At 61.7% G+C, this 16,935-nt stretch carries 12 protein-coding genes; 3 read left to right on the top strand and 9 right to left on the bottom strand.

From position 1 onward, the window contains the following. Positions 1 to 446 precede the first annotated feature (446 nt). Positions 447 to 2,390 carry a M23 family metallopeptidase gene (locus EDE09_RS13550; RefSeq protein ID WP_132410973.1) on the top strand — a complete coding sequence of 648 codons (1,944 nt, stop codon included), beginning with the start codon at positions 447 to 449 and terminating at the stop codon, positions 2,388 to 2,390. Between the two features lie 68 nt (positions 2,391 to 2,458). Here the strand turns inward: EDE09_RS13550 and clpB are convergent, their stop codons facing one another. Next, entirely contained in the window at positions 2,459 to 5,059 is a 2,601-nt protein-coding gene (clpB, locus tag EDE09_RS13545; RefSeq protein WP_132410971.1) for an ATP-dependent chaperone ClpB, read from the bottom strand. A gap of 341 nt (positions 5,060 to 5,400) precedes the next feature. Here clpB and bla point away from each other — a divergent pair, with 341 nt between their 5' ends. Next, positions 5,401 to 6,396, top strand: a complete 996-nt coding sequence (bla, locus tag EDE09_RS13540) for a subclass B3 metallo-beta-lactamase (protein WP_245505135.1) — start codon at positions 5,401 to 5,403, stop codon at positions 6,394 to 6,396. Between the two features lie 122 nt (positions 6,397 to 6,518). Here the strand turns inward: bla and EDE09_RS13535 are convergent, their stop codons facing one another. Continuing rightward, positions 6,519 to 6,887 carry a DsrE family protein gene (locus tag EDE09_RS13535; RefSeq protein WP_132410969.1) on the bottom strand — a complete coding sequence of 123 codons (369 nt, stop codon included), beginning with the start codon at positions 6,885 to 6,887 and terminating at the stop codon, positions 6,519 to 6,521. A 69-nt stretch (positions 6,888 to 6,956) separates the two neighbouring features. Between EDE09_RS13535 and EDE09_RS13530 the strand changes: the two genes are divergently transcribed. After that, positions 6,957 to 7,988, top strand: a complete 1,032-nt coding sequence (locus tag EDE09_RS13530; protein WP_132410967.1) for an AraC family transcriptional regulator — start codon at positions 6,957 to 6,959, stop codon at positions 7,986 to 7,988. Between the two features lie 70 nt (positions 7,989 to 8,058). On the opposite strand, the gene EDE09_RS13525 is transcribed toward EDE09_RS13530, so the two are convergent. From EDE09_RS13525 to EDE09_RS13495, 7 genes are all read right to left on the bottom strand, one after another. Continuing rightward, positions 8,059 to 8,850, bottom strand: a complete 792-nt coding sequence (locus EDE09_RS13525; protein ID WP_132410965.1) for a DUF4167 domain-containing protein — start codon at positions 8,848 to 8,850, stop codon at positions 8,059 to 8,061. A gap of 303 nt (positions 8,851 to 9,153) precedes the next feature. Then, the gene (gene prmC / locus EDE09_RS13520; protein WP_132410963.1) at positions 9,154 to 10,017 is read right to left on the bottom strand and encodes a peptide chain release factor N(5)-glutamine methyltransferase; all 864 of its coding nucleotides are present in this window, start codon (positions 10,015 to 10,017) and stop codon (positions 9,154 to 9,156) included. Further along, on the bottom strand, positions 10,014 to 11,096 hold the full coding sequence (gene prfA, locus EDE09_RS13515; protein WP_105372633.1) for a peptide chain release factor 1: 1,083 nt from the start codon (positions 11,094 to 11,096) through the stop codon (positions 10,014 to 10,016). Before prfA ends, prmC begins: the two co-directional genes overlap by 4 nt. A 31-nt stretch (positions 11,097 to 11,127) precedes the next feature. After that, positions 11,128 to 13,395, bottom strand: a complete 2,268-nt coding sequence (gene ptsP, locus EDE09_RS13510) for a phosphoenolpyruvate--protein phosphotransferase (protein WP_132410997.1) — start codon at positions 13,393 to 13,395, stop codon at positions 11,128 to 11,130. A 79-nt stretch (positions 13,396 to 13,474) separates the two neighbouring features. Beyond that, a complete protein-coding gene (locus EDE09_RS13505; protein WP_112802952.1) occupies positions 13,475 to 14,749 on the bottom strand; it encodes an aspartate kinase in 1,275 nt (424 codons plus the stop codon). Between the two features lie 228 nt (positions 14,750 to 14,977). Then, complete coding sequence (locus tag EDE09_RS13500) at positions 14,978 to 15,736, bottom strand: SH3 domain-containing protein (protein ID WP_207914842.1); 759 nt, start codon at positions 15,734 to 15,736, stop codon at positions 14,978 to 14,980. A 137-nt stretch (positions 15,737 to 15,873) separates the two neighbouring features. After that, positions 15,874 to 16,929, bottom strand: a complete 1,056-nt coding sequence (locus EDE09_RS13495) for a LacI family DNA-binding transcriptional regulator (RefSeq protein WP_132410961.1) — start codon at positions 16,927 to 16,929, stop codon at positions 15,874 to 15,876. Positions 16,930 to 16,935 lie beyond the last annotated feature (6 nt).

The following is a 16,935-nucleotide window of genomic DNA, read 5'->3' as shown; positions in this document are numbered from 1 at the left end:
ATTTCTTCAGAACGAAAGTCGTCGTCGCCAGCAGCGCCGCCGCCCTCGTCAGTGAGCGGGGTTATAAATCCATGCCCACAAACAAGTCAACAGGCTTGATTTGGAATTTTCCAGAAAAATCATAACCTGCTGATTTCTCTGGAAAGTTTCGGGAAAACGCCGAAAAAACCCTATCCCCTTTGGAACTGCAATGCCGTCGCAAAGCCCGCGAGACGGCCGCCAATGGGCGGGCGCCCCAAATTTGCCCCGACAAGATCACAATCTCATGGTTACCAGAGAGTAGATGGGGATTCGCAGGCCGATTTCAAGCAATGCACGCCTTTGCGACCTGGCCGATTTGACTCTCCTGTTTGAAACGGGCACATGTTTGGCCCAAGGTTCCAAAGGCAGAATGTCTATTCTGCATGCGGTATTAACGAGTATCAGGGAACTGGCTTAAGACTGGCATGATCACGGCCCGCAGCATGCTCCGCTCACTCGGCAACGAACCGCCGATCCTCGCCGACGGCCGTCGTGCTCCGGATCGCCGGGAGATTTCGCTCCGTTGGCTGTCGGGCACCTTTCTGACCGGCATAACCTCTTCGATCCTGATGGGTGTCGCTTTGTTTGCCGCCCTCGACGGGCGCCAGCAGCTTGCCATCCCCGCGGAGGCTTCCGCCTCGATCCCGACCAATGACTCCGACAGCGCTTCCCGCGGCAAACGGCTTCTTGCCGGCAATATCGTCGCAATGCCGACCGACCGGAAGATCCTGGAGGTCTCCACCGTCGCCCATGAGGGAAGCAAGGAGGTCGTGCGCCGGCGGCCCTTTGCCCATGTGAAGATGACGCTTGCCGCCAATCACGTGGCGCAGGAGGATTATCCGAACTTCGATCCGCTGACGATCTTCTCCTCCAGCGAAACCCCTCCTCCGCCAGCGGCCCGCGCCGGCACCATCTATGGCTCCAACGTCGAATCCGAAGTCAGCCTTCAGACCATCGCCTTTCCGGTAAAGGGCAGCGCCTATGCCTATGCGCCGACGATGACGCTCGAGGAAGTGGAGGAAAACGTCCGCTCTAACGGTTCCGTCCTCACCGACGGCAATACCCAGCTTTCCGCCCTCTATTATGTCGACCCCCAGCGTTTCTCTTCCAAGGACGATGATGGCGGCGTCGACATAACGGCGGGGCTTTCGGCGCGGATCGTCGAGGAGAACATATCGGTTTCGGCGCCGGAACCGATCACCTCCCGTACACGCGAATATGCCGACGACATCATTCCCGTCCGCAAGCCCGAAACCGTAACCCAGGCGATGACCGAGGTCGGTTACCCCGAGGGCAAGGCTCGCGAAATATCCGGTTACCTGCAGTCCCGCCTCGGCGAAGCCGATCTTGGCCCGGGCGACGTGCTGCGCATCGGCGTGATCCAGCAAGGCGACATGGTTCTGGTCGTCCGCGCCAGCCTTTACCGGAAAGGCCGGCATGAGGTGACCGTGGCGCTTGATGACCATGGTCGGTTCGTGGATGGCGAAGAGCCGCCGATGCTGGATGCGGTCGCCTCTGCCTTCAGCGAGCAGCCGCCGCAGATCGTCACCGGCCGGGAATTGCCGCGTGTCTATGACGGCATCTATCGCGCCGCCCTCTCCTACGGCATGAGCAAGGAGATGACCGGCCTGCTGGTAAAGCTGCTAGCGAGCAATGTCGATCTTCAGGCACAGTTGAAGCCGACCGACCGGATCGAAGCCTTCTTCTCCGTCACCGACGAAAAGGGCCAGGCGGACAAGAATTCTGAACTTCTCTTCGTGGACGCCCATTTCGGCGAAACGTCGACGCGCTTTTATCGTTTCCAGAATACCGATGACAATTCGATCGACTATTTTGACGAGAACGGAAAAAGCATACGGCAGTTCCTGCTGCGCAATCCGCTCCCCAACGGCCGCATGACCTCCGGCTTCGGTATGCGCGGCCATCCGCTTCTTGGCGGTTACGCGCGCCTGCATACCGGCGTAGACTGGGCAGCCCCCCGCGGAACCCCGATCATCGCCGCCGGCAACGGCGTGGTGGAAAAAGCCGGCTGGGATTCCGGCGGTTACGGCAACCAGACCATCATCCGGCATGCGAACGGGTATGAATCCTCCTACAACCACCAGAGCGCGATCGCGTCCGGTATTCGCGAAGGTGCGAAGGTAACCCAGGGCCAGGTGATTGGTTATGTCGGCTCGACCGGCCAATCCACCGGTTCGCATCTGCACTACGAGCTGATCGTCAACGGCACCAAGGTCGATCCGATGAAGGTCCGTCTTCCCGGCGGCAGCTCGCTGAGCGGCAAGGCGCTCGTCCGTTTCGAAGAGGAACGCAAGCGTATCGACGCCCTCCTCAACACCCAGCCGCCAGACGAAGTCGCCAGCCGGTAATCCTCCCGATCCCGGACATGAAAATGGCGGCCGAAGCCGCCATTTGCTTTTTGTCTGTTCGCTTGGCCTTACGCCGCCTCGCTAACGTCCCGTTTGACGCGGAACAGAAGCCGGTCGGAACCCGAACCGACCGCTACGGTCGAAGCATCCGGGATCTGGCCGCCGAGGATCTGCTCGGCAAGCGGATCCTGCAGGTATTTCTGGATCACCCGCTTCAGCGGCCGCGCGCCATAGACCGGATCGTAACCCTTCTCGGCCAGCCATTCGCGGGCATCCTGACCGAGATCGATACCGATCTTGCGCTCAGCAAGCAGATTGAGAAGCCGCTTCATCTGGATATCGACAATCGCCCCCATCTCGCTGCGGCGCAGGCGGTGGAAGAGGATGATCTCGTCGACGCGGTTCAGGAATTCCGGCCGGAAAGAAGCCTTGACCACGTCCATCACCTGGTCGCGAACACTGTCGACATCTTCGCCCTCACGCAGGCTGGTAAGATATTCCGCGCCGAGGTTGGAGGTCATGATGATGATCGTGTTCTTGAAATCGACCGTACGGCCCTGCCCGTCCGTCAGCCGCCCGTCATCGAGCACCTGCAGGAGAACGTTGAAGACGTCGGGATGCGCTTTCTCGATCTCGTCGAACAGCACCACCTGGTAAGGCTTGCGGCGGACCGCTTCCGTCAGCGCGCCGCCTTCTTCGTAGCCGACATAACCGGGAGGCGCACCGATCAGGCGTGCCACGGAGTGCTTTTCCATGTATTCCGACATGTCGATGCGCACCATCGCGGCCTCGTCGTCGAACAGGAAGCGGGCGAGCGACTTCGTCAGCTCGGTCTTACCGACACCGGTCGGACCGAGGAAGATGAACGACCCGATAGGCCGGTTCGGATCCTGCAGACCGGCGCGCGAACGGCGGACGGCGCGCGAAACGGCCTGCACGGCATCGCCCTGGCCGACGACGGACTTCGCCAGTTCGTCTTCCATGCGAAGCAGCTTTTCGCGCTCGCCTTCCAGCATCTTGTCGACCGGAATCCCCGTCCACCGGGAAACGACATGGGCGATCGCATCAGGCGTCACGACTTCCTGCACCATGGCATTCGTCGAATTGTCCTTGGCTTCGGCATCCTCGAGGCGCTTTTCCAGATCCGGGATCACGCCATAGGTCAGTTCGCCGGCGCGCTGGTATTCACCCTTGCGCTGGGCGGTCGCCAGCTCGTTGCGGGCTTCGTCAAGCTGCCGCTTCAGGTCGGCGGCAAGACCGAGCTTCTGCTTTTCCGCCTGCCAGCGGGCCGTCAGCGCATCCGCCTGCTCCTCAAGCGAAGTTACCTCGCCTTCGAGACGCTGCAGCCGATCGGCCGAGGCGCTGTCGGTTTCTTTCTTCAGGGCCTCGCGCTCGATCTTCAGCTGCATGATGCGCCGGTCGAGCTCGTCCAGTTCCTCGGGCTTCGAATCCACCTGCATGCGCAGCCGCGAGGCGGCTTCGTCCATCAGGTCGATCGCCTTGTCCGGCAGGAAACGGTCGGTGATATAACGATTGGAAAGCGTCGCAGCCGCGACAAGCGCCGAATCCGAGATCCGGACCTTGTGATGCTGTTCGTATTTTTCCTTGAGACCGCGCAGGATCGAGATCGTGTCCTCGACCGTCGGCTCGTCGACCATGACCGGCTGGAAACGCCGGGCAAGGGCTGCGTCCTTTTCCACATGCTTCCGGTATTCGTCGAGCGTGGTCGCCCCGACGCAATGCAGCTCGCCGCGGGCAAGCGCCGGCTTCAGGAGGTTGGACGCATCCATCGCGCCTTCGGACTTGCCGGCGCCGACCAGCGTGTGCATCTCGTCGATGAACAGGATGATCTCGCCGTTTTCCGACTGCACCTCGTTCAGAACGCTCTTCAGCCGTTCCTCGAATTCGCCGCGATATTTCGCGCCCGCAATCAGCGCGCCCATGTCGAGCGCCATCAGCTTCTTGTCCTTGAGGCTCTCGGGAACGTCGCCGTTGACAATCCGGAGCGCCAGGCCCTCGGCGATCGCGGTCTTGCCGACACCCGGTTCGCCGATCAGGACCGGATTGTTCTTAGTGCGGCGGGAAAGAACCTGGATCGTGCGGCGGATTTCATCGTCGCGGCCGATGACCGGATCGAGCTTACCGTCGCGGGCTTCCGCGGTCAGGTCGCGCGCATATTTCTTCAGCGCCTCGAAGCCCTGTTCGGCATTGGCGCTGTCGGCCGTCCGTCCCTTGCGGATATCGTTGATGACCTGGTTCAGGCCCTGGGCGGTCACCCCCGCTTTTTTCAGCGTCGCGGCGGTGGAAGCCGAACTCTCGATGATAAGCGCAAGAAGCAGGCGTTCGACGGTCACGAAACTGTCGCCAGCCTTCTTGGCGGCATCCTCGGCGGTCGAGAACACCTTGGCGAGCGGCTGGGAAAGGTAGATCTCGCCGCTGCCGCCGGAAACCTTCGGCAGTTTGGCAAGGGCGGCATCGTTGGCGATGCGCGCTTCCTTGGCATTGCCGCCTGCGCGCTCGATGAGCGAGGACGCCATGCCCTGATCGTCGTCGAGCAGGACCTTCAGCACGTGCTCGGGGGCAAATTGCTGGTGCCCCGAAGCCAGAGCCTGTGTCTGGGCCGACTGCAGGAAACCGCGGACGCGCTCGGAATATTTTTCGATGTTCATTCTCTGACCTCCAGTGATCGACCTGCCCTTTATAAGGCACAAGCCGATGATTGAGATTGAGCTCCCTCAAAGGCGAGCCCTGCCGATCGCTCGGCGTTGCTGGAGATATGGTAAGCGTTTTTTCCGATTTAAAGGACCTGCGGAGGAGCTTTTCATCGTCCCTCGCGAGAAGAGGACGAGGAACCACCGTAACGACTTGGTCGGCAGAAGGAGACGGCTTCGGGCCTAAGCCATCAGCATTCTTCTAAGCGCGGAATTCATAAAACGGCTCCGGTAGCTGTGAGACCGCGCGTGTGATATATTGCTGGTGCAACTTCACCGGCCAATCAGGAGCCCGTGCAATGCACCCGTCCCGATCCTTGTTCCTCTCTCTAGCAACCGTATGCTGCCTTTCCAGCGTCAACGGCTCCGTCCTGGCACAAGAAAGCGTTTCGACTGAAATGAACCTCACCAAAGAGGAAATAGCCAAGAGTGGTATCACCAAGGAGACGCTCGCGAAGGACAACAATCTCTTCATCCAACTGGCGACGAAATTCCTCCGCTGGCGTGATCCCCAGGAGCCATTCCATATCGCCGGCCCCCTCTATTTCGTCGGAACACAGGGCCTGAGTTCCTTCCTGTTTGTCACAACCGAAGGCAACATTTTGTTGAACACCGGCGATCCGACTTCCGGTCCCATGGTTGAAGGATCGATACGAAAGCTCGGCTTTCGACCCGAAGATATCAAGATCATGATTAATGGCCACGCACATTCCGATCACTCGGGCGGATTCGCACACCTCAAGAAGCTTTCCAACGCAAAATTGGCTGTAATGGAGCCGGATATCGCTCAGATGGAGGACGGTGGAAAGTCGGATTTTCACTACGGCGCCGACTGGCAGATCATGGGGTTCGAACCGGTCAAGGTAGATCGCATATTGCGAGACGGCGATACCGTTGCGTTAGGGGACGTCGTTCTAACTGCTTTTAATACCCCCGGCCACACCCGAGGATCGACAACTTGGGTCACACAGATCGTTGAGGGCGGCAAGGCATACAAGGTGGTTTTTCCCGATGGCGGTGGGTTCAATCCCGGCTACAGGGTATCGACTGACCGTCCAAGCTACCCGGGAATATCTCGGGACTATCGCAAGACCCATCATTTCCAGGAAATGCTGGAGCCCGATATGTGGTTCGGGCACCATACAGAGTATTTCGACATGCAGGGTAAGTTAAAGAAGGTTGCTTCCGATGGCCCTGCCGCTTGGGTTGATCCCGAGGGATACCGGAAATTTGTTGTGGGCAAGAAACAAGCGTTCGAACAGGAGTTTGATGCGGAACTATCTGCCTCACGATAGCGGTTTGCTCGTCGCCAGGATGGCGGGGAAGTGCCTGCTTCGGGTAGAAGCGGACAAGAAAGCAGGCTTCAAATCCTGCGACGTTAAGACCGTGCCAACATCCTTCCCCGCACTAGCCGCCGTTAAAACGACAGTGTCGCCGCTCCCTCCTTGATCTCGGCATGCATCGCGCTCGCGCCGACCACGACGACGCCGTCGAGAAGGTCGTCCTGCTCGTAGCCGCGAGACTTTACGCAGGGCGGACAGGCCCAGATGGTGCCACCGCGGCTCTGGAAATCGGCGATCGATTGCGCAAGCGGATCGAGCGGCGGGACATGGGTCATCTTCTGCCCGCCCTTGCGAACCAGGTCGATCGCGGCGCTGGTCAGGAAGACCGAGACCTTGAGCCCCGCGGTGATGCCGCCGTTGGCGATCGTGAAGGCGACGGACGAAAGTTCGGAATCGATGCCCTTGGTGACCAGCACCACCAGTTTGTCAGTTGCTGCTTGCATAGTATCCTCCCACAGTTGAATTGAACCTCTTCACTGTAGGAAGGCGGGCCACACCCGTCTTTGGCCGAAATGCGTGAAGCTTTGTCCGAAAATCCTGATCACACTCTGGGTGTTGCGCGGGACGACGTGCTCTCGGCACTGCTGTCGACGATCCGCCTTTCCGGGTCGCTTCAATTCTGCTTCATGCCCTCTGGAAACTGGCAGACGGACGCAACCCCCTCCATGGCAGGCCTCTCCGGAAGGCCGAGCGGTACGATACCGTTTCACATCGTCGTCGCCGGGAATTGCTGGCTGAAGATGGAAGCGGAAGAGGCCCTGCTGGAAACGGGCGACGTGGTCGTTTTTCCTTTCGGCACCGGGCATCAGCTGGGCGCGGGGGCGGACGGCTCGCTCATCAACCCGACCCGCGAATTGCCGCCGAAGCCATGGCGGCAAATTCCCGTCATCCGGCATGGTGGCGACGGCCAGGGCGTCAGGCTGCTCTGCGGTTACCTTCAATGCGACGCGCTGGGTTTTGCACCGCTCAAGCGGGCTCTGCCGAAGCTGATCCATGTAAGGACGCGCGGCGCAAACGACGGCGACTGGCTGCGGGCCACAATCCGCCAGATGGTGGACGAAGTCGACAGCCCGCGCGCAGGTGGGATTTCCATGCTGCCAAGGCTGACTGAAATCATCTTCATCGAGATTCTGCGTCACCGGATCATGATGGCGGAACCGCGGGCCACCGGCTGGCTGGCGGCGCTTGCCGACCCGGCGCTCTGCCGCTGCCTGTCGCTCATCCACGACGATCCGAAACGCGACTGGTCCTTGGAGGATTTGTCGGCGGCATCGGGCATGTCGCGCAGCGTGCTGGCGGAGCGCTTCCAGACGGTGCTCGGCACCTCGCCCATCCGGTATGTGCGCGACTGGCGGCTCTATCTGGCGAGCGTCAAGCTGTCGACGACGGGACAGGCGATCGCCGTCATCGCCTATGAAGCCGGATATGCGACGGAGGCGGCTTTCAATCGCGCCTTTTCGAGAGCCTTCGGCAGCCCACCAGCAACCTGGCGTGCCGTTGCGCGGGCATGGGCCGGAAGCCCAGGTGAAGGTGCCGCATCATGACATCCCTGGAACCAAAAACTCCGGCCCATCGGACCGGAGTTCTTGGATGTTCCGCCTGTTGACGGAGGGTTTATTCGCCGGCTGCTTCCACCAGCGCCGGCGGCGCCTCTTCACTCGAAGCCTCGCCTTCCTCGGCGCCCTCACCGCGGCGCGGTCTGCGCGGACGGCTGCCGGCGTTGCGGCGGCGGCGCTCGCGCGGCGCGCCCTCGGCCTGAGCCTCTTCCTCGACAGCCACTTCCGCCGGAGTACCTTCGATCACCGGCTGTGGGCCGGATCCGTCGTCGACGACGGGAGCAGCTTCGGCAACCTGCGGAGCAGGACGCTCCTGGCGGCGGTCGCGGCGCTGTTCGCGGTCGCGGCGGTTTTCACGCGGCTGCTGTTCCCCACCCTGAGCATTCTGCTCGCGGGGTTCGCGGCGTGGCTGTTGTTGCTGCGGCTGCGCGGTTTCGCCGGCCATCGCAGGCTGCTGCCCGAAACCGGCTTCTTCTGCGTCCATGGCTTCGAAATCATCCTGGTCGGCGGCATTGCCGTCGCGTTCCTGGAAGTCGCCGCGATCGTCACGCTGGAAGCGGTCCTGCATCTGCGCCTGGGCGGCTGCGATGATGCGGTTATAGTGCTCTGCGTGTTGCAGATAGTTCTCGGCCATCACGCGGTCGCCGGAGCTCTGCGCATCCCGGGCAAGGGCTGCGTATTTTTCGGCGATATGCTGGGCTGTGCCGCGGATCTTCACGTCGGGGCCGGAACTGTCATACGTCCGGCTGAGAGGGTTACCGCCCTTGCGGTTGAAGTTGTTGCCGCCGCCGCCGTTGTTATTGTTGCTGCCGCGCCCTCGACCGCGTTTGTTCTGCTGTCCTGGCCTCATCTATCGTTCACCAACTCTCTGTCTTCGCTGATAAGGGGCCACGCGGTCCGCCGGTCAAAGGCCGGAGCAAGACTTCGCGTGCCGCGTACAGGACGAACAAAGCGTCCCGCCGCTTGTCTCATTTAAATTAACTGAATCACGCACCGGGAATTGCTCAACCTTCGCAACTCTCCGAAAAGAGCAGGATCAAGGGTTGACCTTAAACCCGAACGAATCGCTGTTCATTCCCAGCCGCCCCAGTGCGTTCCTTGCAAGCTATCCCGCTTCCTGCGTGAATCCAAGCCTTTTCTTTTGCGTTCAAAATCAAAGGTCGCTCCGGGTAAACACAAGGACGCGATCGTTGTCACCGTAATCACGCCTGGCTTGCGCCAGGGTAAACCCGACCGAGCGGAAAATCCCGGTTACTGCTTGCCTCTGATCGAAACCGATCTCGACGCCGATTACGCCATCCTTTTCCAGAAAATCTCCTGCACCTGCGGCAATCGCTCGATAAGCTTCAAGGCCGTCAGGGCCTCCGTCCAATGCCGCTGGGGGATCGAAATCCCGAACTTCCGGTTCCAGTGCGGGGATAACGTCGCTACGTATATAAGGTGGATTTGACACGATTATGTCGAAACGCACCTGAATTTTGTCGAACCAGTGGCTGGTAAGCGTGGCAAACCTCTCCGTCAGCCCCAATCGCGCTGCATTCTCCGCCGCCGTTTTTAATGCATCCTCGGAGATGTCGCTGCCCGTTCCATAGGCCTCCGGCACCTCCTTTAGCAGCGCCAGAGCGATCGCGCCGGTGCCCGTGCCAAGGTCTAGGATGCGTGCCGCGCCCTTTACTGCGACAATCTGCCTCACATAGGGAAGCAGGCAATCCACCAGGACTTCCGTGTCCGGACGAGGCTCCAGCGTCTCTTTTGAGATCTTGAGGTCCATCCCGTGAAATTCACGTGATCCTAATATGCGATGCACCGGTTCGCGTTTCAACCGCCGCTCGACAGCTTTTGCGATCCTCACCAATTCCGCATCCGTCAGGACGCGTTCTCCACCGGTGAAAACTTCGGTGCTGGTTAGGGCGAGCAATCCGCCGACCAAAAGCCTCGATTCGATGGCCGCATCCGGCAGGCCGGCCTCGGAAAACCGGCTCTTCGCCTCCGCGACGGCTGCGGCGAGCGTCGTCATCCCTGTTGCTCGCCGAGCTGGGCAAGCTGACCGGCCTGGTAATCGGCGATCAGAGCATCGACCACCTCGTCGATTTCGCCCTCCATCATCCTGTCGAGCTTGTAGAGCGTCAGGTTGATGCGGTGGTCGGTGATGCGCCCCTGCGGAAAGTTGTAGGTGCGGATACGCTCGGAACGGTCGCCGGAACCGACCTGGCTTTTGCGGTCGGCCGAGCGCTCGCTGTCGGCCCTTTGCCGCTCCATGTCGAAGAGCCGCGACCGCAGCACCTGCATCGCCTTGGCGCGGTTCTGGTGCTGCGACTTTTCCGAGCTGGTGACGACGATGCCCGTCGGCAGATGCGTAATGCGCACGGCGGAATCTGTGGTGTTGACGTGCTGACCGCCGGCACCTGACGACCGCATGGTATCGATGCGGATATCTTCCGCGCGGATTTCGATGTCGATCTCTTCAGCTTCCGGCAGCACTGCGACGGTCGCCGCCGAGGTATGGATGCGCCCCTGCGTTTCCGTATCCGGCACGCGCTGGACGCGATGAACGCCGGATTCAAATTTCAATTTGGAGAAGACCCCTCGCCCGGTAACCGTCGCGATGATTTCACGATAACCCCCCGCCTCGCCTTCGCTGGCCGAAAGCACCTCCACCTTCCAGCCATGCGCGCTGGCATAACGCTCGTACATGCGAAACAGGTCGCCGGCAAAAAGCGCCGCCTCGTTGCCGCCGGTCCCCGCCCGGATTTCCAGGATGGCGCTCTTCTCGTCCGCCGCATCCTTCGGCAGCAGCAGGATCTGCATGTCCTTTTCGAGCGCCTCGATCCGGGTCTCCGCCTCCGGCAGCTCCATTTCGGCGAGCTCCCGCATTTCCCGGTCGGTCGCCTTGTCGGCAAGCATGGCACGCAGATCGGCCGCTTCCGCGACGGTCTTTTCATACTCGCGGATCTTTTTCACCACCGGCTGCAGCTCGGAATATTCCGACGCCAACTTCACATAGACATCCGCGGCCGGGCCTTCCGACATGCGCGCCTCGATCTCGCCGAAACGGCGCTCCAGCTCGCGCATCTTTTCAACAGGAAGCTTCGCCAACCTGATCTACTCCGTATCTTTGTCTGTTCCGCTAGAGAGGGATGTCGTTCTTTTCGGCATGCCGGACAAGGAGGTCGCGGATCTTTTCCGACGACCGCGTATCGTCGAGCGCGGCGTTCAATTCCTCGGCCAGCTTGTCGGCATCGAGGCTGAGCAGCATCGCCTTGACCGGCCCGATCGAGGTTGCCGCCATCGAGACCGAACGGAAACCGACACCGATCAGCGCCATGGCCGAAAGCGGCTTGCTCGCCATTTCGCCGCACAGCGTCACTGTCGTCTTGTTGCGTTCACCTGCCCGCGCGATATCCCGGAGAATGCGCAGGAAGGGTTTCCCGAGATTGTCGAACCGGTCGGAGACGCGCGCATTGCCGCGGTCGGCAGCCATGGTGAACTGGAAGAGGTCGTTCGACCCGACCGAGACGAAATCCACTTCCGCCATCAGCTCGTCGAGCTGCCACATCAGCGCCGGCACTTCCAGCATCGCCCCGAACTGCAGCTTGCGTGGCAGGCTGTGGCCGAATTTCGAAAGATGCTGGACTTCCTTCTGCAGCAGGTCGCGCACCGCATGGATTTCCGAAACCTCGGTCACCATCGGCAGCATCATCTTGAGCTCGGCACCCGCCGAAGCTCTGAGCAGGGCACGCAACTGCGTGCGCAAGAGTCCGGGACGATCGAGCGACAGCCGGATCGCCCGCCAGCCGAGCGCCGGATTTTCCTCTTCATGGGCCCGAAAATAGGAAACGACCTTGTCACCGCCGATGTCGAGCGTCCGGAACGTGACGGGCCGCCCCGCCGCCTGCTTCAGCACATTGCGGTAGAAATTCTCCTGCTCCTCCAGTTTCGGCATGGTGGAAGCGATCATGAATTGCAGTTCGGTACGGAAGAGGCCGATCCCGTCCGCGCCCGACTCGGCGAGCTGCGGAAGATCCACCATCAGCCCCGCATTCATCTGCAGGCTGATGCGCTTGCCGTCCTTGGTGACCGGCTCGACGGAGCGTAAGGCCCGGAACTGCTCCTGCCGGCGAGCTCTCAGGCGCACCTTTTCCTCGTAGGCCTTCTGCAGATCAAGCATTGGCCGCAGGTGGATCTGGCCGTCGTCGCCGTCGATGATGATCGGATCGCCGTTTTCGGCAAGCGCCACCACGCCGGCCGCCTGTCCTACAACCGGAATGCCCATGGCGCGTGCGACGATCACCACATGGCTCGTCACGGCTCCGTCTTCGAGCACCAGACCGCGCAGGCGTTCGCGCGGATAATCCAGAAGCTCCGCCGCGCCCATGGCACGCGCCAGGATGATCGCATCGACCGGGAAACCTTCGTCGAAGGCACGGCCGGAAAAGCCGGTCAGCTGCCGCAGCAGCCGGTTTGCCAGGTCGTCGAAGTCGTGCATCCGCTCCCGCAGATACGGGTCGGTGAGACGCATCATGCGCGCCTTCGTATCGCTCTGCACTTTTTCGACGGCAGCCTCTGCTGTCAGGCCGTTATGGATCGCCTCTTCCATGCGGCGCACCCAGCCCTGGTCGTGGGCGAACATGCGATAGGTTTCCAGAACCTCGCGGTGTTCGCCCTCTTGGGAAATCTCCCGGCGCGACAGCATGTCGTCGATGGAGATCCGCAGCGAACCGAGCGCCTCGGCAAGCCGCTCGATTTCTTGGCCGGCATCTTCGTTGAGCAGGTTGGTAACGACGATGCGCGGCTCGTGCAGCACCACATGGCCGAGCCCGATGCCTTCGTTATAGCCGTCGGCATTGATCGTCACGGCGCGGGTCAGGTCGAGCTCGAGCCCCGGCCGGGTGATCTTCTTCAGCTCGCCGGTGGCGATCATCTCGGCGATCACCATCGCGGTGGTTTCGAGCGCCTCGACTTCGTCCTCGCGGTAGTTCCGGCTCGCCTTGTTCTGGACGACGAGAACGCCCAGCGTGCGACCGGCACGCAGGATCGGAACGCCGAGGAAGGAGTGGTAGATTTCCTCGCCCGTCTCGGGGAGATAGCGGAAAGCCGGATGCGCCTGGGCATCGGACAGATTGAGCGGCTGGGCGGAGGCGGCGATCGTGCCGACCAGGCCCTGCCCCATCTTCAGCTGCGAAAGGTGGACGGCTTCCTTCTTGAGGCCCTCGGTGGCGTAAAGCTCGAGAACCCCGTCGGAGCGCAGCACGTAGGCCGAGCAGACTTCGGCCACCATGTTGCTGGCGATCTGCCGGACGATCCGGTCGAGGCGCTCCTGCGGCTCGAGCGGCTCCGCCATCAATTCGCGCAGCCGCTTCAAAAGAACGCGCGGTCCTGCCGACAGGTCTCTCATCGGCATCAATGCTCCCGAACCCAGATCACCCTATCCGGGACGCCGCGCCGGACAACCGACGCGCCAAACCGGCTCATCCTCAACTCTTATCGAGACCGTAGGCGGAATGCAAAGTCCTAACCGCAAGTTCGGAATAAGCGCCGTCGATAAGGATGGAAATCTTGATTTCCGAGGTGGTGATCGCCTTGATGTTGATGCCTTTTTCGGCAAGTGCCTTGAAAGCAAGCGCGGCGACGCCGGCATGGCTGCGCATGCCGATGCCGATGACCGACACCTTGGCGAGACCTGATTCGGTCTGGACCACGTCGAAGCCGATCTTCGCCTTGTTGTCGTCCAGCACCTTCATGGCCTTCTGCACGTCGCCGGAGGGCACGGTGAAGGTCATGTCGGTCTTCGAGCCATCTTCCGAGATGTTCTGGACGATCATGTCGACGTTGATATGAGCCTCGGCGAGCGGGCCGAAGATCGCTGCCGAAACGCCCGGCCGGTCGGAAAGCCGGCGGAGCGAAATCTGCGCTTCATCCTTGGCATAGGCGATGCCGGTGACGACTTCCTGTTCCACGATTTCTTCCTCGTCGCAAATCAAAGTGCCGGGCGGGTTCAGGAGGTCGCCCATGCCCGGCGCATCGGGATCCTCGAAACTGGAGCGCACGAATGTGCGGACCTTGTGGACCATGGCAAGCTCGACCGAGCGCACCTGCAGCACCTTCGAGCCGAGCGATGCCATTTCCAGCATTTCTTCGAAGGACACCTTTTTCATGCGGCGCGCCTTCGGCTCGATGCGCGGATCGGTCGTGTAGACCCCGTCCACATCGGTATAGATGTCGCAGCGGTCGGCCTTGACCGCCGCCGCGATCGCAACGGCGGACGTATCGGAACCGCCGCGGCCGAGCGTCGCAATCCGGTTATCCGGGCCAAGTCCCTGGAAACCGGCGACCACGGCGACCTGGCCTTCGCCCATGCGCTTGATGATGTCGGAGCCGTCTATCTCAAGGATGCGGGCAGCGCCATGGGCATTGTCGGTGCGGATCGGGATCTGCCAGCCCTGCCAGGAACGTGCATTGATGCCCATCGACTGCAGTGCGATCGCAAGGATGCCGGAAGTCACCTGCTCGCCGGATGCGACGACGGCGTCGTATTCGCGTGCGTCGTAGAATGGTGAATTGGCGCCCGAGACCTTCGGCATGTCCTGCACCCAGCCGACAAGTTCGTTGGTCTTGCCGGACATGGCCGACACGACAACCGCCACCTCATGGCCGGCTTCGACTTCCCGTTTCACATGGCGCGCGACGTTGTGAATGCGTTCGAGATTAGCGACGGAAGTGCCGCCGAACTTCATGACGATGCGAGCCATACGACAAAAACCACTGTTCCAACCCGGGCCTTTGGAATGCCCGGGCGTCTGCTTTCGAACCACCTCAAAACCCGGCCGTCCGCGGCTGGATCGTCAAGTTGCGCGGTCTCTTATCGAAAAGGGGGGAAAGGCGCAATGGCAAGAATGGGGGCTGCGTTACGGTCGGGAAAAAGTCGCTTCCCCCTGAAATGTAGAAGCCGCCTCGAGGGCGGCTCCTGTCTGTGAGGTTTAACCCGGATTGGGAAGCGCCGGGCACCCCGGCCCGACCGGCTGATCCGGCCCGCAGCGTCCTTCCGGTACGATCGGAGGCGCAAACCGTCGATCGTCGTCCCGCCGTTCGACGCGCGGCGGCGGCGGGCGTCTCGGTTCGTCCCGATCTACACGCGGGGCTGGCGGACGGCGGTCGTCACGGTCGCGGTCCCAACGCGGCGGATCGCGGTCACGGTCGCGATCCCAGCGTGGCGGATCACGATCCCAGCGCTCACGCTCCCAGCGCGGCGGATCCCGATCCCAGGTGTCACGGTCACGGTCGCGGTCCCAACGCGGCGGCGGGGGTGGGGCCGGACGATCATACCGGTCCCAGGTATAACGCCGCCACCGGTCGCGTTCGCGATAGAAGTCGCGGTCGCGATAATAGCGCCCCCAGTAATTGTCCACGTCGAAGGTGATGATCGGAATACCCAGGGGCCGATAATATTGCGGCCCGACGTAAACGCGGTTGGAACGATAGCTGGCCTGAACATAATTGCCCGAAACCCAGCCGCGGCCGCCGTAGAAGGACACGTCGCACCAATTCACGCTGCTCAGGCAGCCGTTGATGACGACGGATTCCCCGGCGGGGATGACCGTTACGGCGGGGTAACCGGTGCTCGGTCCGGACCGCATGTTGACGTTTGCGGTGGCAAATCCGCGCACTGCCGCTTCCGCCAGCGACGGCGCCGTAAACATGGCGCAGAGTGCTGCAACGGATATCAGAATTTTCTTCACGGGCTTCCTCCTGAGAAACCTATTGTCGCCGGACCGACCATCTGCCGGGCGGACTGTCTCACTACGTTAATGTGCAAGACATTGCTATTGTTCCCGCGCGCCGCTGAACGGCGCATGAATGATTTAGTTTGGTTTTGTTAAGCTTTTATCTTCGCTGGCGCCGTCGATTGCCGCTCGACGATGTGACAGGCGAGCTCCACCCGCCGCACCGGGCTGGCAAATCCGGACAGCGCGTCGCGCAACAGGTCCAGCGCCACGCCGCCGAGCTCGCGCATGGGAATGTGCATCGTCGTCAACGGGGGGTTCAGGAAGGCTGCCTGCGGCAGGTCGTCCATCCCCATGACGGAAACATCCTGCGGCACCGAATAGCCCATCTGCTGCACGCCCATCATCGCCCCGACCGCAAGGCTGTCGCCGGCGGCCAGAACCGCAGTAAAGTCGAGGCCTCGGCTGCGTAAGCGCTCGCTGACAGCCTGCGCCGCCAGATCCGGCAGCCAGTCATCGACGGGCATCACCAGGTCGTCGGACCACGGCAGGCCGTGCTGCAGGAATGCGTCATGCCAGCCTTCCCGGCGCCGTTCTATGGTGCGCCGTCCGGGGCGCATCAGGAAGAGGATGCGCCTGTGTCCCAGGCGGATCAGATAATCCGTCGCCACATGCGCCGCCGACCGGTTGCAGGGGGTGACGCTCGAAAGCCACATGTAAGGGTCGTCGCCGTTGATCAGCACCACCGGTTTGCCGAAGCCGCGGGTGGCCGCCAGCATTCCCTCGTCGTCGACCGTCAGAAACAGCAGTCCGGCGACATCCGGATCGATACGTGCCTCCTCCAGCACGACCTTCTCTTCCGCCTGATCGGCCACCGCGCGGGTGACGATCTCCAGGCCGAGCGCCTGGGCACGGTCTCTGAGGCCTTCCAGCACGTAGAGCGTGAACTGGTTGCGCACATAGTCGATCATCGCCGCGCTCGAGGCGGCAAGGATCACCTTTTTCCCCGCCACGGGCGTCGGCACCGTGTAGTTCGCGTCCTTGGCAGCCTCCAGGATGCGCTCTCGCACATCCGCCCGCACACCCTTTTCCCCGGCAAGCGCTCGCGAAACCGTGCTCAGCGAGACGCCGACTTTCTCGGCTATGTCCTCCAGCCGCACCCTGCGGCTCTTCTTGCCGCGCTTTCCCGCCGTAGGCTTCACCACCATGATTAT

It is taken from the genome of Neorhizobium sp. S3-V5DH (genome assembly GCF_004343065.1).
Taxonomy (GTDB): Bacteria; Pseudomonadota; Alphaproteobacteria; order Rhizobiales; family Rhizobiaceae; genus Neorhizobium; species Neorhizobium huautlense.
The sequence above is the reverse complement of the archived record's forward strand: the minus strand, read 5'-3'. Positions and strand labels throughout refer to the sequence as shown.

Excerpts from the sequence above, each read along its gene's own strand:
- EDE09_RS13550 (WP_132410973.1), top strand. The coding sequence starts at position 447 with ATGATCACGGCCCGCAGCATGCTCCGCTCACTCGGCAACGAACCGCCG.
- clpB (WP_132410971.1), bottom strand. The coding sequence starts at position 5,059 with ATGAACATCGAAAAATATTCCGAGCGCGTCCGCGGTTTCCTGCAGTCG.
- bla (WP_245505135.1), top strand. The coding sequence starts at position 5,401 with ATGCACCCGTCCCGATCCTTGTTCCTCTCTCTAGCAACCGTATGCTGC.
- EDE09_RS13535 (WP_132410969.1), bottom strand. The coding sequence starts at position 6,887 with ATGCAAGCAGCAACTGACAAACTGGTGGTGCTGGTCACCAAGGGCATC.
- EDE09_RS13530 (WP_132410967.1), top strand. The coding sequence starts at position 6,957 with ATGCGTGAAGCTTTGTCCGAAAATCCTGATCACACTCTGGGTGTTGCG.
- EDE09_RS13525 (WP_132410965.1), bottom strand. The coding sequence starts at position 8,850 with ATGAGGCCAGGACAGCAGAACAAACGCGGTCGAGGGCGCGGCAGCAAC.
- prmC (WP_132410963.1), bottom strand. The coding sequence starts at position 10,017 with ATGACGACGCTCGCCGCAGCCGTCGCGGAGGCGAAGAGCCGGTTTTCC.
- ptsP (WP_132410997.1), bottom strand. The coding sequence starts at position 13,395 with ATGAGAGACCTGTCGGCAGGACCGCGCGTTCTTTTGAAGCGGCTGCGC.
- EDE09_RS13505 (WP_112802952.1), bottom strand. The coding sequence starts at position 14,749 with ATGGCTCGCATCGTCATGAAGTTCGGCGGCACTTCCGTCGCTAATCTC.
- EDE09_RS13495 (WP_132410961.1), bottom strand. The coding sequence starts at position 16,929 with ATGGTGGTGAAGCCTACGGCGGGAAAGCGCGGCAAGAAGAGCCGCAGG.